Raw genomic sequence first — 25494 nt, forward strand, 5'->3', positions numbered from 1 at the left:
GGGGGTGGGGCGGAGGGTGCGTCAGTGCAGCCGCCACAGGTGGTCGGCCGTGCCGTTGTCCGCGAACTGCACCACCGGGGCGCTGTCCGCGGTGGACATCCGGTCCACGCCCAGCACCTTGCCGGAGCGGGCGTTGCGGATCCGGAACCGGCCGGCGCCGTCGTGCACCAGGCGCCACCGGTGGTCGTCGGAGCCGTTGTCGGCGAACTGCACCACCCGGGCGGAGTCGGCCGTCGACATCTGGTCGACGCCGAGCACCTTGCCGGAGTGCAGGTTGCGGATCCGGAACCAGCCGTCCGCGTCGGCGAGGAAGCTCCACAGGTGGTCGTCGGTGCCGTTGTCGGCGAACTGCACGACCTGGGCGCTGTCCGCGGTGGACATCCGGTCCACGCCCAGCACCTTGCCGGAGTTGAGGTTCTCGATCCGCAGCTGCCCGTCGGGGTGCAGCAGCCAGAGGTGGTCGTCGGTGCCGCTGTCCGCGAACTGCACCACCTGGGCGGAGTCGGCCGTCGACATGCCGTCCACCCCCAGCACCTTGCCGGAGTGCCGGTTGCGGATCCGGTACCAGCCGTCGCCGTTGTCGACGAGCTGCCACAGGTGGTCGTCGGTGCCGCTGTCCGCGAACTGCACCACCCGCGCCGAGTCCGACGTCGACATGCCGTCCACCCCCAGCACCTTGCCCGAGTGGACGTTGCGGATCCGGTACCAGCCGTCGCCGTTGTCGACCGGCTGCCACAGGTGGTCGTCGGTGCCGCTGTCCGCGAACTGCACCACCCGCGCCGAGTCCGACGTCGACATGCCGTCCACCCCCAGCACCTTGCCCGAATGCCGGTTGCGGATCCGGAAGGCGGCGCCGGGGGCGGACCAGGGCGTGCCGTCGGGGCCGGCGGTCGGGAAGGAGGAGATGCGCAGCCGGGCCGCTGCCATCGGGATCAGGGTGACCGTCTCGACGGGGGCGGCACTGCGGGCCGGGCTGTCCTGCAGCGGGGTGACGACGTGCTGGGAGTCTGCCTGCCACTCGGCGATCCGGCGGGCCGGGGCGGTGATCCGGTGGGGGTTGTCGGCCTGGGTGAAGGGGTTGGCGGGCAGCGCCCCGCCGCGGGTGGTGAAGGCGAGCGCGGCGGTGGGCGCGGCCGGGTCGAGGCCGAGGCCGTAGTTCCAGGGGGTGGTGGCGTGCACGTCGTACTGCGGGAAGGCGTCGCTGCCGCCGGTGCGGACCCAGTTCTCGCCGATCTGCAGGGCGTAGCCCAGCGGGCCGCGGGCGACCGAGACGCAGCGGTGGTTGTCCGTCCACGTGCGCACCGCGACCCGCTGCGGCAGGCGCAGGGTGACCCGGTCGCCGTTGTTCCAGGTGCGTCGGACGGTGGTGTACGCGGGGCCGGCGGGGGCGGCCACCGCCTGCCCGTTGACGGTGAGTTGCGGGTCCGGGCACCAGCCCGGGACGCGCAGCACGAGCGGGAAGGCGACCGGCCGCGGGGTGGTGACGGTGAGCGTGACGGTGTCGCCGAAGGGGTACTCGGTGTCCTCCCGGACGGTGACGGTGGTGCTGCCGTCACCGACCCTGGCGGCGACCGTGCAGGGGGCGTACATGGCGGCGGCGAGGCCGCCGTCGGGGGTGGCGAGCCAGAGCTCCTGGGTGAACCAGGGCCAGCCCATCCCGTAGTTGTGCGGGCAGCAGCGGTACTGGTCGACGCCGGCCATGTAGGACTGCATGGCGAAGCCGTTCTGGAACTGGCCCTGGGTCTTGGGCGCGTCGTCCAGGTCGACGCTGTTGGCGCTGGTGACGTAGTGCACCGCCTTGCCCTGCGGGTCGAGGGCGGGCGGCAGGGAGTTGAAGGCCAGTTCCTCGCAGCGGTCGGCCCAGACCGGGTCGCCGGTGAGCCGGTTGAGCAGTTCGTGGCTGGCCATGAACTCGACGACGCCGCAGGTCTCGAAGCCCTGCCGGGGGTCGCCGAAGCCGGGGCGGGCGTTCTCGTCGCCGGCGAAGCCGCCGCCGGGGAACTGCCCGTAGCGGCCCATCACGGTGTCGTAGGTGCGGTAGGCGGCGGTGGTGTCGCCGGCGAGGCCGGAGCGCTGGGCGTACTGGGCGGGCTCCCGGAATCCCTGCGCGATGTTGACGTTGTGCCAGCTGGGGACGGTGTTCGTCCAGTCGGCGCCGTTGCGGTGGATGCGGTCCATCAGGTCGAGCAGGAAGGCGTCCCGGGTGCGGTTGTAGAGCCAGACCACGGTGTCCAGGCCGTCGCCCCAGCGGACGGAGACCCAGCTCTGGTTGAACGCACCGGGGCCCTGGGCGTTCATGAACCGCAGGAAGGCGGTGAGGAAGGGCAGGATGCGGCTGTCGCCCGAGTACTCCTGCCAGGAGCGCAGCGCCTGGAGCAGCGGCAGGAAGGGCCAGAAGTCGGGGCCGCCGCCGAGCGAGGTGCGCAGCGCGGTCGGGCCGAAGAAGCCGTCGGGCTGCGCGGTGGCGAGGATCGCGTCGACCCAGCGGCGGGCGGTGGCGAGCGCGGTGGCGTCGCGGGTGGTGATCGCGAGGTCGACGTAGCCGCGCAGCCAGTACGGGACCTCCTCCCAGCCGCCGCGCTCGGGCTGCGCCCAGCCGGTGGTGGCGAGGTCGAGGAAGTGCGAGGTCTCGGCGTACCGGCCGCACAGGCCGGCGAGTTGCAGGGAGAGCTGGCCGGCGAGCCAGCCGGCCGGGCGGATCGCGTCGGGCGGCAGCCGCAGCAGCGCGGTGGGGTGCAGGGGCGCGGCGTTGGGCGCGTAGAGGCCGCCGGGGGCGGGCGGCAGGCCGGCGGCGACGGGGGCGAGCCCGAGGCCGAGGGCGTGGGCGCCGGCGGACGCACCGATGGCGGTCAGCAGGCTGCGGCGGGACAGGGACGGCATGGGCACTCCGGCGGGGGTGGCGCCGTGACGGCGGCGGCGGTCGGCGGTGCTGGGCTGGTCCGTGCGTGTGCGTGTGCGGGGCGGCGCAGGGCGTGCGGGAGTCGGGGGGGGGGGGGGGGGCGCGGGGGGGGGGGGGGTGGGGGGGGGGGGGGGGGGGCGGGGCGGGGCTCCGCACCGGTGGAGCGGTGCGGACGACTCCGGATTGCAACGTTGGAAATCGCTGCGCCAAGCGGAATGACAGCACGCCGTCAGATCCTTGTCCAGACCTCCGACAGGATCTGACGACTCGTCAATTCTTCGTGCTGAAGCGGAACTCGGTGCGGCTGCGGAAGACCCGACCGGGTCGCAGCACCGTGCTCGGGTACTCGGGGCGGTTGGGCGAGTCCGGCAGGTGCTGGGTCTCCAGGCAGATCCCGGCGTGCTGCGGCAGCGGCCGGCCGTCCGCGCCCGGCAGGGTGCCGTCGAGGTTGTTGCCGGTGTAGACCTGCACACCGGGCTCGGTCGTCCAGACCTCCATCCGGCGGCCGGCCGAGGGCTCGGCGAGGGTCGCGGCGTGCCGCAGCTCCCCCGGTTCGGCGGCCCGCAGCACCCAGCAGTGGTCGAGCCCGCCCGCGGCCCGGACCTGCGGGTGCCCGTCGGCGATCCGCCCGCCGAGCCGGGCGGGCCGCCCGAAGTCGAAGGGCGTGCCCGCCACCGGTTCGGGCGGGCCGTACGGGATGCCCTCGGTGGTGACCGGCAGGTAGTGGTCGGCGGACACCTCCAGCAGGTGGTCGTGGACGGTGCCGTGCCCGGCCAGGTTGAAGTACGCGTGGTTGGTCGGATTGACCACCGTCGGGCGGTCGGTGACGGCCCGGTAGTCGACCGCCAGCGTGCCCGGGCCGGCCAGCCGGTAGGTGGCGGTGAGGTCGAGCGCGCCGGGGAATCCCATGTCGCCGTGCGGGCTGTGCAGGCTCAGCTCGACCCCGGTGCCGTCGGCGGTCGGTGCGGCCCGCCAGACGCGGCGGTGGAAGCCGTCCGGCCCGCCGTGCAGGGCGTGGCCGCGGTCGTTCACCGGGACGCGGTGCTCCGTCCCGTCCAGGGTGAAGCGGCCGTGCGCGATGCGGTTGGCGTACCGGCCGACCACCGGGCCGAGGTACGGGTGGTCCCCGGCCCGGACGCTCAACGAGGGCAGGCCGAGCACCACCGGGCCCGGCGACGCGCGCGGGGCGGGGGCGGTCAGTGCGGCCAGCGAGGCGCCGAGGGTGAGGACGGTGGCCCGCAGGCCGCCGGTGGCCTCCAGCGTCCAGGCGTGCACCGCCCGGCCGTCGGGGGTGGTGCCGTGCGCGTCCTGCCGGACGGTGGGTGACATTGCCTCGCTCCTGCAACGGATCGGCCGGGCGGTTCGGGAGGTGTTCGCCCGGGGGCGGGGGGAACTGCGCAGTCCGGGAGCGGGTCCTGCGCGGATTCGGTCGACCCCTGGTTCGTCAGGTGGCCCGCATCCGAATTGCGCGGTTCTCCCCCAGCCTTCGGCCGGGAGGTGCCCCCACGCGCCCCTGGACTCACCTCCGCCCGACGGTGGAGTCGCGCACGACCAGGCGGTGGCCGGGCCGGGCGCGGCGTGGTTCGGTCGCGGCGGTGCCGGCCAGCCGGTCGACCAGGCAGTCGACGGCGAGCCGGGCGATCGCCTCCTTGTCGGGGGCGATGGTGGTGAGCGGGGTGTGGGCGAACCGGCTCTCGTCGATGTCGTCGAAGCCGACGACGGCGACGTCCTCGGGCACCCGCAGCCCGCGGTCGGCGAGGGTGCGCAGTGCGCCGACCGCCATGGTGTCGTTGTAGGCGAACACGGCGTCCGGGCGGGGGCCGCGGTCGAGCAGGGCGGCCATCGCCCGGGCGCCGTCCTCCCGCCCGTACGCCTCGGTGGCGACGACCAGGTCGTCGCCGGCCGGCAGTCCGGCCGCGTCGAGCTCCTCCCTCCAGCCGCGCAGGCGCAGGTGGGCGGGGCGCCGGGCGCTCTCCTCGCGGGCGCCGAGGAAGGCGATCCGGCGGCGGCCGGTGTCGACGAGGTGGCGGACGGCGAGTCTCGCCGCGGCGACGTTGTCGATCGCGATGTGGTCGTACGGCGCGTCGTACTCCCGCTCGCCGAGCAGCACGAGCGGGGAGGTGTCGGTGCGGGCGAGCAGGTCCTCGGACTCCAGCTCGATGGGGCTGAGGATGAGCCCGTCCATGACGTGCGCCCGGAAGCCCTGGCAGACGAGCAGCTCCTGGTCGCGCCGGCCGCCGGTGTGGTCGAGCAGGACGGTGTAGTCGTGCCGGGCGGCGGCGTCGATCACCGCCCCGGCGAGCTCGGCGAAGTACGGGTTGCCGAGCTCGGGGACGGCCAGCGCGATGATGCCGGTGCGGCCCTTGCGCAGGTGGCGCGCCGTCAGGTTGGGCCGGTAGCCCAGCTCGTCGATGGCGCGCTGGACGCGTTCGCGCATCGCCGGGGTGACGTGCTGGTAGCCGTTCACCACGTTGGAGACTGTCTTGATCGACACTCCGGCGCGCTGTGCGACGTCCTTCAGACTGACCACGGTGTTCCCTCTCGGCCGACGGTTTCTCGGGTCATTTCTACGGGGTTGGACGCGCGCGGAAGAGGTACCGCTGCGCGAGGACGACCACGATCAGGAAACCGCCGCTCACCACGGACTGGTAGGAGGAGTTCAGCGAGCCGATCTGGTTGATGAGGTTCTGGATGACGGCGAGCAGCAGGACGCCCCACAGGGTGCCGCCGACGGTGCCGGCGCCGCCGGTCAGCAGGGTGCCGCCGATCACCACCGCGGCGATCGCGTCGAGCTCCATGCCGACGCCGACGATGGTGACGCCGGAGGAGAGCCGGGCCGCGCTGAGCGCGCCGGCCAGCCCGGCGAGCAGGCTGCTCAGCAGGTAGACCAGGACCCGGGTGCGGGCGACCGGCAGGCCCATCAGGGTGGCGGCGTCGCTGCTGCCGCCGATCGCGAAGACGCTCTGGCCGAAGGGGGTGCGCTGGAGCAGCACGCCGCCGAGTCCGAAGAGGGCGAGTGCGATCAGCACCGGGTAGCCGAAGCCCCGGACCGTGCCCTGGCCGAGTTCGGCGAAGGCGGAGCCGCGGGGCACCAGGTAGGTGGTGGCGCCCTCGTGGGTGACGGCGAGCAGCAGGCCGCGGGCGGCGAGCAGGGTGGCCAGGGTGACGATGAACGGCGCCATCCCGGCCCGGGCGACCAACAGTCCGTTGATCGCGCCGATCGTGCCGCAGACCGCGAGCGGCAGCAGCAGCGCCGGGACGATCCCCCACTGGGAGGCCCAGGCGGCCAGGACGCCGCCGAGCGCGAAGACCGAGCCCACCGACAGGTCGATGCCGCCGGTGAGGATCACCAGGGTCATGCCGAGGGCGACGATCGCGAGGAAGGAGGTCTGCACGGTGATGCTGCGGGCGTTGTCGAGCGTCCCGAAGGACGGGAACAGCACCGAGGAGACCAGCACCAGCAGGACGAGCACGGCGGGCACGGCCTGGCGCTGGAGCCGGCCGAGCAACCGGGCGGCGAGGGCACCGCCCTCGGCGGCGGGGCGGGTGGCGGCGGGTGCGGAACGGGGCCCGGCGGGCGCGGCGGCCGGCACGGGTGTGAGCAGGGCGGGCTTCTTCATCGCGACCGGCGCTCCCGGGCGGCGTAGACGGCGGCCAGGATGATGGCCGCCTGGGCGATCTGGGCGGTGGAGTCGGGCAGGTCGTGCTTGACGAGGGTGGCGCGCAGCAGCTGCATCAGCAGGGCGCCGGTGACGGTGCCGAGGACGCGGACCGAGCCGCCGGTGAGCGGGGTGCCGCCGACCACCACCGCGGTGATGGCGGACAGCTCCATCAGGGTGCCCAGGGCGGACGGGTCGCTGGCGGTGAGCCGGGCGGTGGCCAGCACACCGGCGAGGGCGGCGAACACCCCGCAGATCACGTACACCCCGCACAGGATCCGGCGGACGGGCAGGCCGGCCAGTCCGGCGGCGGTGCGGTTGCCGCCGACGGCGACCAGCCGGCGGCCGAAGGTGGTGCGGTGGACGAGCCCGGCGACGAGCAGCGCGAGCGCCCCGGCGATCAGCACCGTCCACGGCACGCCGAGCAGGCTGCCGGAGCCGAGGGCGAGCAGGTCGGGGTTGACGATCTGCTTGAGCTGGCCGTCGGCGACGACCAGGGCGAGGCCGCGGCCGCCGACGAACAGGGCGAGCGTGGCGACGATCGGCTGCAGTCCGACGACGGACACCAGGGTGCCGTTGACCAGGCCGACGGCGATTCCGGCGAGCAGGGCGATCAGCAGGGCCGGGACGAGCCCGTAGCCGAGGTAGAGCGGCAGCAGTGCACTGGCGAGGGCCATGGTGGAGCCGACCGACAGGTCGACGCCCTCGGTGCCGATGACCAGGGCCATGCCGAGCGCGACGATCACCACGGGGGCGACCTGGACGAGCTGGGTGCGCAGGTTGTCGGCGGTCAGGAAGTGCTCGGTGAACAGGGCGTTGAACAGCAGCAGGACGGCGACGGCGAGGTACACGCCGTACTTCTGCAGCCAGGCGGCGTCGGGCAGCCGCAGCGCGGCCGGGCGCCCGGCGAGGGCGGGCTGGGTCATCGCTTCTCCTCGGGGGCGGGCTCCGCGGCCGGGCCGTCGGCCGCAACGGGCCCGGCGGGCTCGGCTCGGTCGGCGCTGTCGGCTCGGTCGGCGTTGTCGGCTCGGTCGGCGAGCAGGGCCAGCAGGTCGGACTCGGTGACGTGTTCGCCGGTGAGTTCGCCCGCGACGGCGCCGGCGTGCAGCACGGTGATCCGGTCGGCGCCCTCGACGAGCTCCTCGATGTCGGAGGAGATCAGCAGCACCGCCAGCCCTTCGCGGGCGAGCTCGTCGATCAGCGCCTGCACCTCGGCCTTGGCGCCGACGTCGATGCCGCGGGTGGGCTCGTCGAGCAGCAGCACCCGGGGCTCCAGGCAGAGCCAGCGGGCGAGCAGCACCTTCTGCTGGTTGCCGCCGGAGAGTTCGCCGACCTTCTGCTCGGGGCTGGACGCCTTGATCCGCAGCCGCTTCATGAAGACCTCGACCAGCCGGTCCTGGCGGCGCCGGGAGACCAGGCCGAAGCGGGAGAGCCGGGGCATCGCGGCGAGCACGATGTTCTCCCGGACGGACAGCTCCGGGACGATCCCCTCGGCCTTGCGGTCCTCCGGCAGCAGGCTGATGCCGGCCCGGATCGCGGCGGCCGGGGAGCGCCGGGCGAGCGGGCGGCCGGCCACCTCGACGGCACCGGAGTCCAGCGGCAGCGCGCCGGCGAGCGCCTTGGCGGTCTCGCTGCGGCCGGAGCCCAGCAGTCCGCCGAGGCCGAGCACCTCGCCGGGGCGCAGTTCCAGGCCGACCCCGTGCAGCTGGTGGCGCCTGGTCAGGCCGCGGGCGGTGAGGACGGGTTCGCGGTCGGCGCGGTGGCCGTCGCCGAAGCCGGTGACGCCGTGCCGGCGGACCTCGGCGACGTCCCGGCCGAGCATCATCGAGACCAGGTCGAGCCGGTCCAGTCCGGCCAGTTCGCCGGTGTGCACCAGGCGGCCGTCGCGCAGCACGGTGGCCCGGTCGCAGAGCCGGTACAGCTCGTCCATCCGGTGGCTGACGTAGAGGATCGCGATGCCCTGCGCGTGCAGGTCGCCGACCACCCGGAAGAGCGTCTCCACCTCGCGTGGCTCCAGGGCGGAGGTGGGCTCGTCCATCACGACCACCCGGGCGTCGACGGAGACCGCACGGGCGAGGGCGACCATCTGCTGGGCGCCGATGCCGAGGGTGTGCAGCGGGCGGCGCGGGTCGACGGTGACGCCGAGGCCGGCCAGCAGTTCGGCGCTCTCCGCGTGCATCCGGGCGAAGTCGATCAGGCCGAAGCGGGTGCGGGGCTCGCGGCCGAGGAAGACGTTGCGGGCCACGCTCATCAGCGGGACGAGGTTGACCTCCTGGTAGATCGTCGACACTCCGGCCTGCTGGGCGTCGAACGGCCGGTGCAGGGTGACCGGGCGGCCGGCGATCCGCAGCTCGCCTGCGTCGGGGCGGTGCACGCCGGTGAGCACCTTGATCAGGGTGGACTTGCCTGCGCCGTTCTCCCCCACCAGGGCGTGGATCTCGCCGGGTCGCAGGGTGAGCGAGACGTCGTCGAGGGCGACGACGCCGGGGAAGCGCTTGGCCACGCCGACGGCCTCCAGCGCGGGCGGCGCGGCGGCTCCGTCCTCGGGCGGGGCGGCCGCCTGGGCGGGTGGGGCCATGGGTGGGACCTCCGGGGCATACGGGGTGTACGGGGGCGCACAGGTGCGGGGAGGGGGGAAGGGCGGGAGGGCTGGTCCGGGGCGCGCGGCCGGGATGGCCGGCCGGGCGCCCCGGGTCAGCGGCGCGCGGGGCGAGTCGGCTCAGTACGCGCCGGCGACCGAGGCCGCGGCGTTGCCCGGCTCGTAGGCGCGGTCGGTGATGATCACGCTGTCGGCGATGGACTCCCCGGCGAGGAACTTCTGCAGGGTCTCGAAGGCCAGCGGGCCGAACCTCGGGTTGGACTCGATGACGCCGTTGTAGTCGCCGGCGGCGAGCGCCTGCACGGCGTTGCGGGTGCCGTCGATGGAGACGATCTTGACGTCCTTGCCGGGCTTGCGGCCGGCGCTCTTGAGGGCGGTGACGGCGCCGAGGCCCATCTCGTCGTTCTCCGCGTACACCGCGGTGATCTCCGGCTTGGACTGGATCAGCTGCTCCATCACCTGCTGGCCCTTGTCCCGGGCGAACTCGCCGGTCTGCTGGGCGACGATCTCCATGCCGGGCGCCTTGGCCTTCAGCTGCTCGACGAAGCCGTTGGTGCGGTCGGTGGTGACGTTGTTGCCGGAGGAGCCGAGCAGGATGGCGACCTTGCCGGTGCCGCCGGTGGCCTGGATGAGCGCGTCGGCGGCCCGCTTGCCCTGCTCGACGAAGTTGGAGCCGATGAAGGTCAGGTAGTCCTTGCAGGCGGTGGCGTTGACCTTGCGGTCGATGGTGATCACCGGGACGTGCTTGGCGGCCGCGGCGGCGAGCGCCGGCTGCAGGCCGTCGGAGTTCAGCGGCGCGACGACGAGCAGCTGCGCGCCCTGGTTGAGCATGTCCTGGATGTCGCTGATCTGCTTCGAGAGCTGGGACTGCGCGTTGGTGGTGAGCAGCTTCTTGACGCCGAGCTTGGCCGCCTCGTCCTTGATCGACTGGGTCTCGGCGATGCGGAAGGGGTTGGCCTCCTTCTCCGACTGGGAGAAGCCGACGATCGCGTCCTTCAGGTCGATCTTGGGGGTGCCGGTGCTCTGCAGGGTGCAGCCCGCGCCGGCGGCCGGGGCGGAGGCGGCCGCACTGGTGGCGGCCTGGGCGGCCTGGCCGTCGCCGGAGCCGGCGGACGGGGTCTCCTCCTTGGCGCAGCCGGTGAGGACGAGTGCGGCGGAGGCGAGCAGCGCGGCGGAGGCGAGCAGGCTGCGGGATCTGCGGATGCTGGTCATGCGAGGACGCTCCTTGACGGGTGGGACGGCGCCGGCCGGGGGGTTCCGGGCGTGCCGGGGCAGCCCGGGACGCACCGGTGGCGGGCCGGTTCGGGGAGGCAGGGGAAGGCTTCGCTGACGTGCAGGACGAGCGGCCCGGCGGGGAGATCGCGCTCTCCATCGGGCGTTTACAACGTTATACAACCGGCGTTGCAGGGCCGACAAGAGTCACGGCACGCCCTGTCGAATCCGTTGCCGGACGCGTCCCGGGGCGAGTTGACGGGCCGGCAGCCGCCCCGGGCCGGCCCCCGGAGGCCCGTTCCCGGCCCGCCGCCCGGGGCCGCTGCACTCCCCGTCACCTGGAGTGCAGCGAGGGAAAGGTCACACTGGATTGATCTGCTGCCGGCCTGCTAACGGGCACTAACCTGCACTCATGACGGTCCAGCCCGAAGGGCTTCCCCTGGCCGCCGAGTTCCCGGATGCGACCCGCGAGCAGTGGCAGCGCCTCGTCGAAGGCGTGCTGCGCAAGTCGGGTGTGCAGGACGCGAGCGGCGTGCAGGCGGAGGAAGCGCTCACCACCAAGCTCCAGGACGGGCTCAGCGCCCGCCCGCTGTACACCGCTGAGGACGCGCCGGCCGACGCCGGCCTCCCCGGCTTCGCCCCGTACCTCCGGGGCGGCCGGCCGCACGGCTCCGCCGTGTCCGGCTGGGACGTACGGCAGCGCCACGCCGACCCGGACGCGGCACGCGCCAACGAGGCGGTCCTCGCCGACCTCGAGAACGGCGTGACCTCGCTCTGGCTGACCGTCGGCGACGGCGGCCTGCCGGTGGCCGCGCTGCCCGCCGTGCTGCAGGGCGTGTACCTCGACTTCGCTGCCGTCGTCCTGGACGCGGGCGCCGAATTCCGGCCCGCCGCCGAGCAGTTGTTCGCGCTGCTGGCCGAGCGCGCGGTGCCCGCCGACGTCGCCTCCGGCAACCTCGGCGCCGACCCGCTGGGCCTGCTCGCCCGCACCGGCGACGACTCCGCCACCACCGCGCAGCTCGCCGAGGCCGCCGACCTGGCCGCGCACTGCGGCCGCACCTACCCGAACGTCCGCGCCCTGGCCGTCGACGCCCTCGTCTTCCACGACGCCGGCGCCTCGGCCGCCCAGGAGCTCGGCTGCTCGCTGGCCGCCGGCGTCGCCTACCTGCGCGCCCTGACCGGCGCCGGGCTCACCGCCGACGAGGCCGCCGGCCAGCTGGAGTTCCGCTACGCGGCCACCGAGGACCAGTTCCTCGGCATCGCCAAGTTCCGCGCCGCCCGGCGCCTGTGGGCCCGCGTCGCCGAGGTCTCCGGGGTGACCGGCCCGGCCGCCGCGCAGCGCCAGCACGCCGTCACCTCCTCGGTGATGATGACCGCCCGCGACCCGTGGGTGAACATGCTGCGCACCACCGTCGCCTGCCTGGCCGCCGGTGTCGGCGGGGCCGACGCCGTCACCGTGCAGCCCTTCGACGCCGAGGCCGGCCTGTCCGACGCCTTCGCCCGCCGGATCGCCCGCAACACCCAGGCGATCCTGCTGGAGGAGTCCAACCTGGCGAAGGTCGTCGACCCGGCCGGCGGCTCCTGGTACGTCGAGGCGCTCACCGACGAGCTCGCCCAGGCCGCCTGGTCCTTCTTCCAGGAGATCGAGCGGGCCGGCGGCCTGCGCGCGGCCCTGGTCTCCGGCCTGGTCGGCGAGCGGATCGCCGCGACCTGGGCGGAGCGCACCGCGAAGATCGCCAAGCGGCGCGAGCCGGTCACCGGCGTCAGCGAGTTCCCGAACCTGGGCGAGCAGCCGCTCGTCCGCGAGCCCGCGCCCGCCCGCCGCGGCGGCGGCCTGCCGCAGGTCCGCCGCGCCGAGGCGTACGAGGCACTGCGCGACCGCTCGGACGCGCACCTGGCCGCCACCGGCGCCCGGCCGAAGCTGTTCCTGGCCTCGATCGGCACCGCCGCCGCGCACACCGCGCGCACCACCTTCGCCGCCAACCTCTTCCAGGCCGGCGGCATCGAGACCGCCTCCGTCGAGACTGCGATGACGGACCCGGGCGACCCGGCCGCACTGGCCGAGGCGTTCGCGGCGAGCGGCGCCACCGTCGCCTGTCTGTGCTCCGGCGACGCGCAGTACGCCGAGCACGGCGAGGCCGTCGCGAAGGCGCTGAAGACCGCGGGCGCCGCGAAGGTGCTGCTGGCCGGACGCCCCGGAGAGCTGCGCGAGGCGCTGGAGCGCGCCGGCGTGGACTCCTACGTGTTCGCCGGCTGCAACGCCGTCGAGGTCCTGACCTCCCTCCTGGACGAGATCGGAGTGGCCCGATGATCCCCGACTTCACCACCATCGGGCTGGGCTCCGGCACGCCCGCCGGCGACGGCGGCCAGTGGCGCGACGCCTGGCAGCAGGCGACCGGCAAGGACGTCGACGAGCAGGTCTGGGAGACCCCGGAGGGCATCGGCGTCAAGCCGCTGTACACCGCGGAGGACCTGGCCGGCCTGGACTTCCTCGGCACCTACCCGGGCGTGGCGCCGTTCCTGCGCGGCCCCTACCCGACCATGTACGTCAACCAGCCGTGGACGGTCCGCCAGTACGCGGGCTTCTCCACCGCCGAGGAGTCCAACGCCTTCTACCGCCGCAACCTCGCGGCCGGCCAGAAGGGCCTCTCGGTCGCCTTCGACCTGCCGACCCACCGCGGCTACGACAGCGACCACCCGCGGGTCACCGGCGACGTCGGCATGGCCGGCGTGGCCATCGACTCCATCTACGACATGCGCCAGCTCTTCGACGGCATCCCGCTGGACAAGATGTCCGTGTCGATGACCATGAACGGCGCGGTGCTGCCCGTGCTGGCGCTGTACATCGTGGCCGCCGAGGAGCAGGGGGTGCCGCCGGAGAAGCTGGCGGGGACCATCCAGAACGACATCCTCAAGGAGTTCATGGTCCGCAACACGTACATCTACCCGCCGCAGCCCTCGATGCGGATCATCTCGGACATCTTCGCGTACACCTCGCAGAAGATGCCGCGGTACAACTCGATCTCCATCTCGGGCTACCACATCCAGGAGGCCGGAGCCACGGCCGACCTGGAGCTGGCGTACACCCTCGCGGACGGTGTGGAGTACCTGCGGGCCGGCCTCGGCGCCGGACTGGACGTGGACGCCTTCGCGCCGCGGCTGTCGTTCTTCTGGGCGATCGGCATGAACTTCTTCATGGAGGTCGCCAAGCTGCGCGCGGCCCGGCTGCTGTGGGCCAAGCTGGTCAAGCAGTTCGACCCGCAGAACGCCAAGTCGCTGTCGCTGCGCACCCATTCGCAGACCTCCGGCTGGTCGCTCACCGCGCAGGACGTGTTCAACAACGTCACCCGCACCTGCGTGGAGGCGATGGCGGCGACCCAGGGCCACACCCAGTCGCTGCACACCAACGCCCTCGACGAGGCGCTCGCCCTGCCGACCGACTTCTCGGCCCGGATCGCCCGCAACACCCAGCTGATGCTGCAGCAGGAGTCCGGCACCTGCCGGGTCATCGACCCGTGGGGCGGCTCGGCGTACGTCGAGAAGCTCACCCACGACCTGGCCCGCCGCGCCTGGCAGCACATCCAGGAGGTCGAGGCGGCCGGCGGCATGGCCAAGGCGATCGACGCGGGCATCCCCAAGCTTCGCGTCGAGGAGGCCGCCGCCCGCACCCAGGCGCGGATCGACTCCGGCCGCCAGCCGGTGATCGGCGTCAACAAGTACCGGGTCGCCAACGACGAGCAGATCGACGTCCTCAAGGTCGACAACTCCTCGGTGCGCGCCCAGCAGATCGAGAAGCTCCGCCGGCTGCGCGCCGAGCGCGACGAGCAGGTCTGCCAGGACGCCCTGCACGCGCTCACCCGGGCCGCCGAGGCCGGCCCGCAGGGCGCCTCGCTGGACGGCAACCTGCTGGCGCTCGCGGTGAACGCCGCCCGTGCCAAGGCCACCGTCGGCGAGATCTCCGACGCACTCGAGAAGGTGTACGGCCGGCACTCCGGGCAGATCCGTACCATCTCCGGTGTGTACCGAGACGAAGCAGGCCCCTCCACCTCGCTGCAGCGCACCCGCGACCTCGTCGAGCGCTTCGAGGAGGCCGAGGGCCGCCGCCCCCGCATCCTGGTCGCCAAGATGGGCCAGGACGGCCACGACCGCGGCCAGAAGGTGATCGCCACCGCCTTCGCCGACCTCGGCTTCACCGTCGACGTCGGCCCGCTGTTCCAGACCCCGGCGGAGGTCGCCCGGCAGGCCGTCGAGGCCGACGTGCACATCGTCGGCGTCTCCTCGCTGGCGGCCGGCCACCTCACCCTGGTGCCGGCGCTGAAGGCCGAACTCGCCGAGGCCGGACGCGAGGACATCACCATCGTGGTCGGCGGCGTGATCCCGCCGCAGGACATCCCGACGCTCCTGGAGATGGGCGCCGCCGCGGTCTTCCCGCCCGGCACCGTGATCCCGGACGCCGCCCACGACCTGCTCACCTCGCTCGCCGCCGACCTCGGCCACGAGCTGTGAGCCGCTGAGCCGTGGCCCGGACGATCGACCTCGACCAGTACCGGCAGGGTGTCCTGGACGGCTCGCGCGCCTGGATCGCGCGGGCCATCACCCTCGTCGAGTCCATCCGGCCCGACCACCGCGAGCTCGCCCAGCGGCTGCTGGTCGACCTGCTGCCGCACTCCGGCCGGGCCGTCCGGGTCGGCATCACCGGTGTCCCCGGTGTGGGCAAGTCGACCTTCATCGAGGCCCTCGGCACCATGCTCACCGGCATGGGGCACAGGGTCGCGGTGCTCGCCGTCGACCCGACGTCCAGCCGGACGGGCGGCTCCATCCTCGGCGACAAGACGCGGATGGAGAAGCTCTCCGTCGACCCGAACGCCTTCGTCCGGCCCTCCCCCACCTCCGGGACGCTCGGCGGGGTGGCCCGCGCCACCCGCGAGTCCATGGTGGTGATGGAGGCCGCCGGCTACGACGTCGTCCTGGTGGAGACGGTCGGCGTCGGGCAGTCGGAGACCACCGTGGCGGGCATGGTGGACTCCTTCCTGCTGCTCACCCTCGCCCGTACCGGCGACCAGCTCCAGGGCATCAAGAAGGGCGTCCTGGAGCTGGCCGACCTGGTCGCCGTCAACAAGGCGGACGGCCCGCACGAGCGGGACGCCAAGGCCGCCGCCCGCGAACTGGCCGGCGCCCTGCGGCTGCTCCAGCCGCCGGACGCCGCCTGGACACCGCCGGTGCTCACCTGCAGCGGCCTCGGCGGCCTCGGGCTGGACGTCCTCTGGGACCGCCTCCAGCAGCACCGCAGCCTGCTCGACGCCACCGGCGCCCTGGACGCCAAGCGGCGCGACCAGCAGGTCGACTGGACGTGGGCGATGGTCCACGACCAGCTGCTCGCCCGGCTCCGCGAGCACCCCGAGGTGCGGCGGCTCGTCCCCGTCGTGGAGGAGCAGGTCCGGCAGGGCACCCTGACCGCGACCCTGGCCGCCCAGCGCATCCTGGACGGCTTCGGCACGGCGAACTGACCCCGCGGCAACGGCCGGTGGGAGCGCGGCACGCGCCCCGCCGGCCGTTGCCGTCCCGCGGCGTACCGGCCGTGGCCGTCCTGCGGCGCGCCGGCGGGGCGCACGACACTCCGTTCGGGGCGGAACCACTCGAAGGGGGCACATCCGCGGCGTGTCCCCGGCACGTCCGGCTCCGGCTGCGCTGTCCTGGTCGGCACCGAGGGCGGCACACCGCCGCCGACCCGTCCCCACCCGGAGGTTCCCCGATGTCCACGACCGCCGTCTTCAGTGTCGAAGGCATGAGCTGCGGCCACTGCGAGCGGACCGTCACCGCGGGCCTCGCCGCCCTGCCCGGCGTCACCGACGTCAACGCCCACGCCGCCACCGGCCGGGTCATCGTGGAGTCGGCCGGCGACCTCGACGACGCCCTGGTGCGCAGCACGGTCGGCGAGGCCGGCTTCACCCTCGTCGGCCGGGTCTGAGGCACGGCCGTACCGGCGTTCCCTGACGGGCGTGTTCAGGCGGGCGTGTTCAGGCGGGCGTGTTCAGCGCATCGGGGGCCGGTTCCGGTCCGGCCGCGCGGCCGGGGAGCAGTGGCGTCAGCACCGCGGCCAGGCCGCACCAGGTCAGCAGGCCGAGACCGTTGGCCTTCAGGATCCCGAGGCCCGCGGCCTCGACGTAGAACCCGGTCGCGAACGCCGCGTTCACCAGGGCTGCGCTGACCGCCATCTGTGCCTCGGCCTCGTGGCGGCCGAACAGCTGGCCGAGGCCGCGGGCCAGCGGCTTCTGCAGCACCAGCACCACGGGGCACATCGCCACCGTCAGGACGAGCGCCACCCACCAGGCCGTCTTCGAGGAGAACAGCAGCAGGACACCGGAGACCAGGGTCACCGCCACCGCGGCGAAGAGCCCGCCGGTGCCCCGGCCGAGCTGTGGCGAGGGCTTGTCGATCCACAGCAGGGCGGCGACCACGAGGAAGGCGCCGACCCCGGCCAGCGCGGCGGCCCACGGCGTCCAGGAGTCGAAGGCGGCCAGCTGAACGGCGACGGCCACACTGCCCGCGAGCGCGCTGCGGCGCAGCGGCGAGGCCCGGGCGGTCATCAGCTGTCCGGGCTCGGTCATCAGCCGTCCGGGCTCGGCGGGTGCACCGCCCGGCAGGGCGGGGTGCGGGTCTGCCCCGGGCGCGGGCGCGGGCACGCTCCGCGGGTCCGTGGTGCCGGCCGGGCCCGCGGTCGCGGCCCCGCCGGTGGTGCCGCCCGCACCGGTGGTCCGGATGCCGGGGGCGTCGGCCCGGGTCGGGGAACCGTCGAGGGTTCCGGAGGGATGCGCTCCCGCCTGCGGGGCCCAGGTGCTCGGACCGGCCTGCGCGGGTACGGGCGCCGTCAGCAGCGCGCCGATGTGCTCGGCGACCTGTTCGGCACTGCCGGGCCGCTCCCCCGGGTCCTTGGCCAGCAGGGCGAGGACGAGGGCGTCGACCCCTGCCGGGACACCGGGCCGTACGCCGCTGGGCGCCTCGGGCTGCCGGGTGAGGTGCTGGTGGAGGACGGCGAGCGGTGCGCCGGTGAACGGCGGACGGCCCGTCAGGAGGGTGTGCAGCAGGCAGCCGACGGCGTACAGATCGGCGGCCGGGCCGATGCTGCGGTCGCCGCGGGCCTGTTCGGGGGACATGTAGGCGGCGGTGCCCATGGCGGTGCCGGTACCGGTGAACGAGTGGTCCTCGTACAGGTGCTTGACGATCCCGAAGTCGAGGATCTTGACCGTTCCGCCGGGCAGCAGCATGGCGTTGGCCGGTTTGATGTCCCGGTGGACGAGGCCGGCCCGGTGGGCGGCGGCCAGGCCGGTGCAGACCTGCTGCGTCCAGCCGAGGGCGTCCGGCACCGCGGGCAGCGGCCCCTCGTCGAGGACGTCCTCCAGGGCGCGCCCGTCGAGGTGCTCCATGACCAGGAAGGGTGCGCCGCCGTGTTCCGGGCCGGCCCGGCCGAAGTCGTGGACGGTGACGATGTGCGGGCTGCTGAGGTTACCGGCGGCCCGGGCCTCGGCGGCGAACCGCTCGACGCCCGAGGAGGAGGTGTCGGCGCCCGTGAGCAGCTTCACCGCCACCGGCCGGCCGACCCGCTCGTCGTACGCCCGCCACACCTGGCCCATGCCCCCGGCGCCGAGCACCGTCTCCAGCCGGTACCGGCCGTCCAGCCGCTCGCCCTGCATCCCCACCCCCGTCAGGTGCCCAGGGGCTCGACTCGTCCGGACACCCCCCACCGCCTCGGCACTCTACCGGGCCACCCACCCCGCCCGGGCGTCGTCATCCGGCCCCGCGCTCCGGCGGGCACACCACAGGGGATGGAAGGATGACGGCATGTCGGACTCCGAGATCGCCGGGTGCCACGCCCGGCTGCTCCGGTACGCACAGAGCCTGACCGCGCCCTCCGGCTGGAAGGTCGAAGTGTCCGGGGACGAGATCATCGTCATGGCCGGCCCGTCGGTGATCCGTCAGCGCAATCTCCTGGCCGTCCGCGAGCAGTTCGACGCCCACCGCCCGACCGGGCTGATGCCGAGCGAGAACACCGACCTCGCCTCGCCGAACGTCGGCAAGCTGCGCAATCCGGACCTCACCTGCATCCCGTTCTCCGTGGTGGAGCTGGGCGGCAGCGAGGTACCCGCGGAGCTCGCCGAAATCGCGGTGGAGGTGGTCTCTCCCTCCAACCCCGAGAACGACCTGGTCGGCAAGGTCCGCGACTACCCGCTCATGCGGATCCCGCTGTACCTGCTGATCGATCCGCGCGAGGGCACGATCGTGCTGTTCTCGGAGCCGGACAACGGCGTCTACCACCGGCAGCGGCGCGGGAAGTTCGGCGACTCCGTGCCCGTTCCCGCACCCTTCTCGTTCGAGCTGGCGACCGGTGAGCTGATCCGCTACCCCGCCTGAGCGGACGTCAGGGCGGGTTCGGCGGCCGCTTCGACGGCGCTCACGGGGACGGTCGCAGGGGCGGATCCGGGGGCCGGGCGGACCCGGACCGGGACGCCGTTGAGGACGGCGGTGCCGGAGAGCGGGTCGAGGGCGTCGGGGTCGGTGAGCCGGTTGACGTTGACGCCGGGATCGTCGGCGGCGGTGCGCAGCCGGGTGCCGGGCCGGTCGTGGCCCCAGCCGTGCGGCAGGCTGACGACGCCGGGCATGACGTCCTCGGTGATCTCGACGGGGGCGGTGAGTTCGCCGGTGCGGCTGCTGACGAGGGCGCTGCCGCCGTCGGCGAGGCCGAGGGCGGCAGCGTCCGCGGGGTGGACATGCAGGGTGCACCGGTTGCTGCCGCGGGTCAGTGCGGGCAGGTTGTGCAGCCAACTGTTGTTGGAGCGCAGGTGGCGGCGGCCGACCAGGACGAGGCCGTCACGGCGCTCGGCGAGGGCGGCGCGCAGCCGGTCGAGGTCGGCGGCGAGCGGTGCGGGGCAGAGTTCGACGGTGCCGGAGGGGGTGCGCAGCACCTCGGGCAGCCGGGGTTCGAGCGGGCCGAGGTCGATGCCGTGCGGTGCGGCGATCAGCCGGGCCAGGGTGAGGCCGTCCGGGTCGGCGCCGAAGCCGTCGCCGTAGGCGCCGAGGCGGAGCATCAGGTCGACCTGGCGTTCGCTGCCGCTGTCGCCGTGCAGGGCGGCGGCGAGTTCGGCCGGGTCGCGGCCGTGGACGGGCGAGGACGGGTCGGCGACGGCCTTGGCGAGGACGCCGGCGATCACCGTGTCGTCGAGGGCGTACGGGTTCGCGGCGGCCGCGGCGCCGTGGCCGGCGGCGATCATGGTGAGCCGGGAGAGGATGCGGCACTCGTCGGGTTCGCCGTCCTCCGGCGGGAGGGGCGCCGGCGACCAGCGGGCGGTGTTGCGGATCGCGAGGTCGCCGAAGGCGAGGTCGAAGTGCGGGGAGCGGCCGGGCGGCGGGGGCGGCAGGACGACGTGGGCGTGCCGGGTGGTCTCGTTGAGGTAGGGGTCGACGCTGACCATGAAGTCGAGGCCGGTGAGGGCCTCGTCGAGGCGGTGGCCGCCGGGGGTGGAGAGCACCGGGTTGCCGGCCACGGTGATCAGGGCGCGGACCTGCCCCTCGCCCGGGGTGGTGATCTCCTCGGCGAGGGTGACGGCGGGCAGTTCGCCCTTGATCTCGGGCAGGCCGCGGACCCTGCTGTGCCAGCGGCCGGTGGTGAACCCCCGGCCCCGGCCGGTACCGCGGCGGCGCCGGGCGGCGAGCGGGAACATCGCGCCGCCCGGGCGGTCGAGGTTGCCGGTGAGGGCGTTGAGCACGTCGACCAGCCAGCTCGCGAGGGTGCCGAACTCGACGGTGCTGGTGCCGATCCGGGCGTAGACGGCGGCGGTGGGGGCGGCGGCGAGTTCGCGGGCGAGGTCCTTGATCGACTCGGCGGGGATGCCGCAGGCGTCGGCGACGGCCTCGGGCGGGAAGGGCTCGACGAGCCGGCGGACGTCCTCGGCGCCGGTGAGGTGCGGGCCGGGTGCGGTGAGCTCCTCGGCGAAGAGGGTGTGCACCAGGGCGGCCAGCAGGTAGGCGTCGGCGCCGGGGCGGATCGGCAGGTGGCGGTCGGCGAGGGCGGCGGTGCGGGTGCGCCGCGGGTCGACGACGACGAGGCGGCCGCCGCGCCGGCGCAGGGCCTTGAGCTTGCCGGGGAAGTCGGCGGCGGTGCACAGGCTGCCGTTGGACTCGACGGGGTTGGCGCCGAGCATCAGCAGGTAGTCGGTGCGGTCGAGGTCGGGGACGGGGATCGCCAGCGGGTCGCCGAAGAGCAGGCCGGAGGAGACGTGCTTGGGCATCTGGTCGACGGTGCTGGCGCTGTAGACCTGGGTGCTGCCGACGGCCTTGGCGAGGGCGCCGGCGTAGAGGCCGCCGGCCAGGGTGTGGACGTTGGGGTTGCCGAGGTAGGTGGCGACGGCCTGCCGGCCGTGCCGGTCGATGACGGAGGTGAGGCCGGCCTCGACGGCGGCGAAGGCCTCCTCCCAGCCGACCTCGCGGTGGCCGGTGGCGGTGCGCAGCAGCGGGCGGCGGATCCGGTCGGGGTCGTTGTCGAGCTGGCCGAGGGCGGCGCCCTTGGGGCAGACGAACCCGCGGCTGAAGACGTCGGCCCGGTCGCCGCGGGCGGCGGTGATCCGGCCGGTGTCCAGGGTGAGTTCGAGTCCGCAGGTCGCCTCGCACAGCGGGCAGACGCGGTACGCCTTCTCGGTCATGCCGACTCCCATCGCCGCGGGTTCTCGCCACCGCTCCCGCAGGGTTTTAGCGGAACGATAAACCACGCCGGGCCGCTTGTCTCCGGCCCCGGCGATTCCGGTGTCGCGCACTCCCGGATGGCTTTCAGCGTTCTGCTAGAAATCCGGGTGGCGCCGGCCTCAGGGGCGGGGCGGCCGGGACACCATGGCGTCCAGGCAGCGGGCCACCCGGCCGTCCAGTTCCTCCACCGGCACGTCGATCTCCCGGGCGAGGTGCTCGCGGAACAGCGCGTAGCCGTACACGGCGGAGGCCACGGCCGCCTGCAGGGCGTCGGTGTCGTCGACGGGCAGTTCGCCGCGGGCGGCCTCGGCCTCCAGCAGCCGGTGCTCGTGGGCCCGGCCGGGCATCGGCCGGGGCCGCTCGTCGCCGTCGAGGACGAGCAGGGCCATCAGCCGGATCGGGCCGGGGCGGCGCAGCGCCGTCCAGAAGAACCGGGAGAGCCGCTTGCGGAGCGGGAGCTCCTCGGAGGCGGCGGCCGCCGCGTCCTGCACGCTCTCCTGGCCCTGCGACCACAGGGCGGAGCGCAGCAGGTCGCGGCGGGAGCCGAAGTACTGGTAGACGAGGCCGCGGTTGACGCCGGCCTCGTCCGCCACTTCGCGGAGGTTGAGTCCGGCGAGCACGCCCTGCTTCTGCAGCAGGTCCAGGGCCGCGCTGCGCAGGGCCTCCTCGGTCGCCGCCCGGTCGTGCGACGAGCGGGTGCGCTGCGGCGTCCGTGGGGTGCTCACCGGGGGCCTCCGCGGGTGGGTTCGGCGCCGCTGCCACCGGCGCGGCCTGCGACGACGACTCTACGGCCTCGGCCCGCCCTGCCGGCGGTGGGCGTCGATCGCCTGCCAGACCCGGTCGCGCAGGAACGGCGCCTCGGTGAACCGGATGCCGGTGGCGTCGCGCAGGGCGTTGGCGAAGGCGGGCGGCACCGGGTTGAAGGGGCTCTCGGACATCGACTTGGCGCCGAGCGGGCCGATGGCGTCCGAGGTCTGCGAGAAGTGCACCTCGGTGCGCGGGACGTCGGCGAAGGCGGGCAGCCGGTAGCGGCGGAAGGCGGCGGTGGTGACCTCGCCGCGCTCGTCGAGCAGCACCTGTTCGAAGAGGGTGGCGCCGAGTGCCTGGGCGACGCCGCCCTCGACCTGGCCGCGGCACTGCAGCGGGTTCATCACCTTGCCGGCGTCGGCGCCGTGGACGCTGCGCAGGATGCGGATCTCGCCGGTGTCCGGGTCCACGGCGATCCGGAACCACTGCGAGTTGAAGGCCACCGAGCGCGGCGAGCCGCCGAAGTGCCCGTCGGCCCGGAGCTCGACGCCCCGGCCGCGGGCGGCCTCGAAGAGCTCCTTCAGCGGCACCGGCCGCCCGTCGCAGTCCACCGCGTCGGCGGTGAGCCGCAGCAGGCTGCGCGGGGTGCGGGCGTACTCCGCGGTGAAGGTGAGGATCCGCTCGGCGAGGGCGTTGGCGGCCTTCATCACGGCCTTGCCGGCGACGACCGTACCGGCCGAGCCGAAGGCGCCGGTGTCGTGCCGGACGAGGTCGGTGTCGGACTGCCGGACGGTCGTCCGGTCGACGGTGGTGCCCAGGGCGCCCGCGGTGATCTGCTGGTGGACGGTGGTGGTGCCGTTGCCGAACTCGGCGGTGCCGACGGCGATGTCGTAGGTGCCGTCCTCCAGGAGCTTCACGGTGGCGTCGGCGATGTGGCCGCCCGGCGGGCCGCAGGCGATCGCCGACATGGCGAAGCCCTGGCCCACCAGCCAGCCCTCGGGGGCGAGTTCTGCGCTGGTGTCGTCGGCGAGGGCGTCCCGGACCACCTGGAGGCACTGGTCGAGGCCGTAGGAGGCGATGTGGAGGTCCTCCTCGCCGAGCGGGCCCTCCATCGGCTCGCCGGGGCCGATGACGTTCTTCTCCCGCAGCACCAGCGGGTCGAGGCCCAGGCGCCGGGCGAGTTCGTCCATGGCCGATTCCAGGGCGAAGGTCACCTGGCCCAGTCCGTAGCCGCGGAAGGCGCCGGCGGGCACGCCGTTGGTGTAGACGGAGTACGCGTCGACCTTCTTGTGCGGCGCCCGGTACACGCCCATCGACTCGCCGATGCTGTGGTACATCACCGCCGGCCCGTGGTTGCCGTACGCGCCGGTGTTGGCGACCACCCGGAGCTGAAGTGCCGTCAGGGTGCCGTCCGCCCTGGCGCCGACCTTCACCGTGATGGTGAAGGGGTGCCGGGTGGTGGCTCCGTGGAACTGCTCGGCGCGGGTGAACTCCAGCTTCACCGGGCGGTGCAGCCGCATCGCCGCGAGCACCGCGACGTCCTCGGTGAGCATCTCCTGCTTGCCGCCGAACCCGCCGCCGACCCGGCCCGCGACCACCCGGACCTTCTCCGTCGGCAGGTCGTACAGCGCGCACAGCGCCCGCCGGGTGAGGAACGGCACCTGGGTGGAGGAGCGCACCACGATCCGCTCCTCCCCCGTGTCCTCGACCTCCTCGAAGTAGGCCACGCAGCCGTGCGTCTCCAGGCTGGCGTGCTGCACCCGCTGGGTCCGGAAGGTCTCCTCGTACACCAGGTCGGCCTCGGCGAAGCCCTGCTCCACGTCGCCCGTCTCGCCGTGGGCCTCGCCGCAGACGTTGTCCTCCGGCCGGGCGATCCGCGACTCGGGCCCCTTGGGGTGGAGCACCGGCGCGCCGGGCGCCATCGCCTCCTCCGGATCGAGCACGTACGGGAGTTCCTCGTACCCGACCACGACCCTCCGGCAGCCCTCCTCGGCGGCCGCCTCGCTCTCGGCCACCACCGCGGCCACCCGCTGGCCGACGAAGCGGACGGTGTCGTCCAGCACCCGGGTGTCGTCCGGGTCCTCGGTGGGGTGCTCGTGCCGGGCGGAGGAGTACAGCGCGGCGGGCGCGTCCTCGTGGGTGAACACCGCGACCACACCGGGGACGCGCAGCGCGGCGGAGGTGTCGATCGAGACGATCCGGGCGTGCGGGTGCGGGGAGCGCAGCAGCTTCATGTGCAGCAGGCCCTCGACCTCCAGGTCGAAGGTGTAGCGGGCGGTGCCGGTGACCACCTGCGGGCCGGCGGGCGCCCCGGGGCTGCGTCCGACCGCCTGGCCCGCGCACGGCCGTTCGACGTGCCGGACGCCGCGGACGGCGTCCTCGATCGCCCGGTAGCCGGTGCAGCGGCAGAGGTTGCCCTTCAGCGCCCTCGGCAGGTCGGCGAGGTGGTCCTCGGTGAAGGCGGCGGCCGTCATCAGCATGCCGGCCGTGCAGAAGCCGCACTGGAAGCCCTGCGCGTCGAGGAACCGCTGCTGCACCGGGTGGAGTTCGCCGTCCCGGGCGAGGCCCTCCACGGTGGTCACCTCGCGGCCGTCGGCGCGGACCACGGGGTAGAGGCAGCTGTGCACCGGCCGGCCGTCGACCTGCACGGTGCAGGCGCCGCAGTCCCCGGCGTCGCAGCCCTTCTTCACCCCGAACCAGCCCTGTTCGCGCAGGTAGGTCCGCAGGCACTGGCCCGGTCGCGGCTCGGCCCCGGACGGCTGTCCGTTGACCTGGACGTGGAAGCTCATCGGGTCTCCTCCTCCGCGAGCTCGCGGCGGATCTCCTCCGCGAGACGGAAGGTCATGTGCCGCCGCCAGGCGGGCAGTCCGTGGATGTCGTCGTGGTACTCCCCCGGCCCGACCGCGTGCGCGATGCCCTCGCGCAGCGCCTCGGCGTTCGGCAGCAGCGGGAAGTCCAGCCGGACCGGCCGCACCGTGGAGGCGGTGACGGTCAGCGCGAAGGAACCGTCGGAGGCGTCCAGGGTGCCGATCAGCAGCGCGCCGGAACGGCCCAGCCCGTAGAGCGAGGCCTGCCGGAAGGCCGTTCGGCGGGCCAGCGCCCGGGCGGGCAGGGTCACCGCGCGGAGCAGCTCGCCCGGCTGCAGGACGTTGCGCCCCGCCCCGGTGACGAAGTCCTTCACCGGGACCTCCCGGACGGCGCCGGTCTGCGCCACCAGCCGGCAGACGCCGTCCAGTGCGGCGGTCAGCGAGATCATCGGCCCGGCCGGCAGCGCGTTGCAGAGGTTGCCGCCGACGGTGGCCAGGTGCCAGATCTTCCAGGACGCCAGGAAGGCCCTGCAGCACTGCTCGAACAGCGGCGCGGACGGCCACTGCGCCGGCTTCGGGTACGCCGAGAGCTCGGCGACGGTGCAGGTCGCGGCGATCTCCAGGGCGCCGTCCGGGGCGGGGAGCAGCGGAGGCCAGCCCGTGCGGCCGAGGTCGATCAGCCGGCGCAGGTGCGGCTGCGGCTCGGAGAACAGGTACGTCCCGCCGGCCAGCCAGGCGTCGCCCGGCCGCCAGGTGTCGCGCCGCCGCGCGTCACGCACCTCCACCACCGTGTTCAGGTCCACGTTGCCCCACCGTCCTCGAAAGCCGACACGGCGA

17 protein-coding genes are annotated in these 25494 nt (G+C 74.2%); 5 read left to right on the plus strand and 12 right to left on the minus strand.

Going from position 1 to position 25494, the window contains the following annotated elements; translation table 11 throughout:
- Nucleotides 1-21: 21 nt before the first annotated feature.
- The 7 genes from ABD353_RS22885 to ABD353_RS22915 all read right to left on the minus strand — a co-directional run bounded on the left by ABD353_RS22885 (nt 22) and on the right by ABD353_RS22915 (nt 10369).
- Complete coding sequence (locus ABD353_RS22885; protein ID WP_344625519.1) at nt 22-2880, minus strand: RICIN domain-containing protein; 2859 nt, start codon at nt 2878-2880, stop codon at nt 22-24.
- A gap of 289 nt (nt 2881-3169) precedes the next feature.
- Nucleotides 3170-4228, minus strand: a complete 1059-nt coding sequence (locus tag ABD353_RS22890) for an aldose epimerase family protein (RefSeq protein WP_344625520.1) — start codon at nt 4226-4228, stop codon at nt 3170-3172.
- 190 nt (nt 4229-4418) lie between these two features.
- The gene (locus tag ABD353_RS22895; protein ID WP_344625521.1) at nt 4419-5429 is read right to left on the minus strand and encodes a LacI family DNA-binding transcriptional regulator; all 1011 of its coding nucleotides are present in this window, start codon (nt 5427-5429) and stop codon (nt 4419-4421) included.
- 37 nt (nt 5430-5466) lie between these two features.
- Nucleotides 5467-6519, minus strand: a complete 1053-nt coding sequence (locus tag ABD353_RS22900) for an ABC transporter permease (protein ID WP_344625522.1) — start codon at nt 6517-6519, stop codon at nt 5467-5469.
- Nucleotides 6516-7484 (minus strand): ABC transporter permease, encoded by a 969-nt coding sequence (locus ABD353_RS22905; RefSeq protein WP_344625523.1) that lies wholly within the window; start codon nt 7482-7484, stop codon nt 6516-6518. The genes ABD353_RS22900 and ABD353_RS22905 overlap by 4 nt, the downstream gene beginning before the upstream one ends.
- Nucleotides 7481-9136, minus strand: a complete 1656-nt coding sequence (locus ABD353_RS22910) for a sugar ABC transporter ATP-binding protein (protein ID WP_344625524.1) — start codon at nt 9134-9136, stop codon at nt 7481-7483. Before ABD353_RS22910 ends, ABD353_RS22905 begins: the two co-directional genes overlap by 4 nt.
- 141 nt (nt 9137-9277) lie before the next feature.
- The gene (locus tag ABD353_RS22915) at nt 9278-10369 is read right to left on the minus strand and encodes an ABC transporter substrate-binding protein (protein WP_344625525.1); all 1092 of its coding nucleotides are present in this window, start codon (nt 10367-10369) and stop codon (nt 9278-9280) included.
- 412 nt (nt 10370-10781) lie between these two features.
- Here ABD353_RS22915 and mutA point away from each other — a divergent pair, with 412 nt between their 5' ends.
- From mutA to ABD353_RS22935, 4 genes are all read left to right on the plus strand, one after another.
- Nucleotides 10782-12680, plus strand: coding sequence for a methylmalonyl-CoA mutase small subunit (gene mutA, locus ABD353_RS22920; protein ID WP_344625526.1), 1899 nt, complete (start codon nt 10782-10784; stop codon nt 12678-12680).
- A complete protein-coding gene (gene scpA, locus ABD353_RS22925; RefSeq protein ID WP_344625527.1) occupies nt 12677-14875 on the plus strand; it encodes a methylmalonyl-CoA mutase in 2199 nt (732 codons plus the stop codon). The genes mutA and scpA overlap by 4 nt, the downstream gene beginning before the upstream one ends.
- Before the next feature lie 11 nt (nt 14876-14886).
- The gene (gene meaB / locus ABD353_RS22930; protein ID WP_344625528.1) at nt 14887-15876 is read left to right on the plus strand and encodes a methylmalonyl Co-A mutase-associated GTPase MeaB; all 990 of its coding nucleotides are present in this window, start codon (nt 14887-14889) and stop codon (nt 15874-15876) included.
- Nucleotides 15877-16121: 245 nt separating this feature from the next.
- Complete coding sequence (locus ABD353_RS22935) at nt 16122-16337, plus strand: heavy-metal-associated domain-containing protein (protein WP_344625529.1); 216 nt, start codon at nt 16122-16124, stop codon at nt 16335-16337.
- A gap of 49 nt (nt 16338-16386) precedes the next feature.
- Here the strand turns inward: ABD353_RS22935 and ABD353_RS22940 are convergent, their stop codons facing one another.
- Nucleotides 16387-18060 (minus strand): serine/threonine-protein kinase, encoded by a 1674-nt coding sequence (locus tag ABD353_RS22940; RefSeq protein ID WP_344625530.1) that lies wholly within the window; start codon nt 18058-18060, stop codon nt 16387-16389.
- Nucleotides 18061-18208: 148 nt separating this feature from the next.
- Here ABD353_RS22940 and ABD353_RS22945 point away from each other — a divergent pair, with 148 nt between their 5' ends.
- Nucleotides 18209-18778 (plus strand): Uma2 family endonuclease, encoded by a 570-nt coding sequence (locus ABD353_RS22945; RefSeq protein WP_344625531.1) that lies wholly within the window; start codon nt 18209-18211, stop codon nt 18776-18778.
- Here the strand turns inward: ABD353_RS22945 and ABD353_RS22950 are convergent.
- From ABD353_RS22950 to ABD353_RS22965, 4 genes are all read right to left on the minus strand, one after another.
- The gene (locus ABD353_RS22950; RefSeq protein ID WP_344625532.1) at nt 18766-21063 is read right to left on the minus strand and encodes a molybdopterin-dependent oxidoreductase; all 2298 of its coding nucleotides are present in this window, start codon (nt 21061-21063) and stop codon (nt 18766-18768) included. The genes ABD353_RS22945 and ABD353_RS22950 overlap by 13 nt on opposite strands.
- Before the next feature lie 159 nt (nt 21064-21222).
- On the minus strand, nt 21223-21828 hold the full coding sequence (locus ABD353_RS22955) for a TetR/AcrR family transcriptional regulator (protein WP_344625533.1): 606 nt from the start codon (nt 21826-21828) through the stop codon (nt 21223-21225).
- Between the two features lie 60 nt (nt 21829-21888).
- Nucleotides 21889-24639 (minus strand): molybdopterin-dependent oxidoreductase, encoded by a 2751-nt coding sequence (locus tag ABD353_RS22960; RefSeq protein WP_344625534.1) that lies wholly within the window; start codon nt 24637-24639, stop codon nt 21889-21891.
- Nucleotides 24636-25460 carry an FAD binding domain-containing protein gene (locus ABD353_RS22965; protein ID WP_344625535.1) on the minus strand — a complete coding sequence of 275 codons (825 nt, stop codon included), beginning with the start codon at nt 25458-25460 and terminating at the stop codon, nt 24636-24638. Before ABD353_RS22965 ends, ABD353_RS22960 begins: the two co-directional genes overlap by 4 nt.
- Between the last annotated feature and the right edge of the window lie 34 nt (nt 25461-25494).

Origin of the sequence: Kitasatospora arboriphila, from assembly GCF_039528095.1 — a bacterium.
GTDB classification, from domain to species: domain Bacteria; phylum Actinomycetota; class Actinomycetes; order Streptomycetales; family Streptomycetaceae; genus Kitasatospora; species Kitasatospora arboriphila.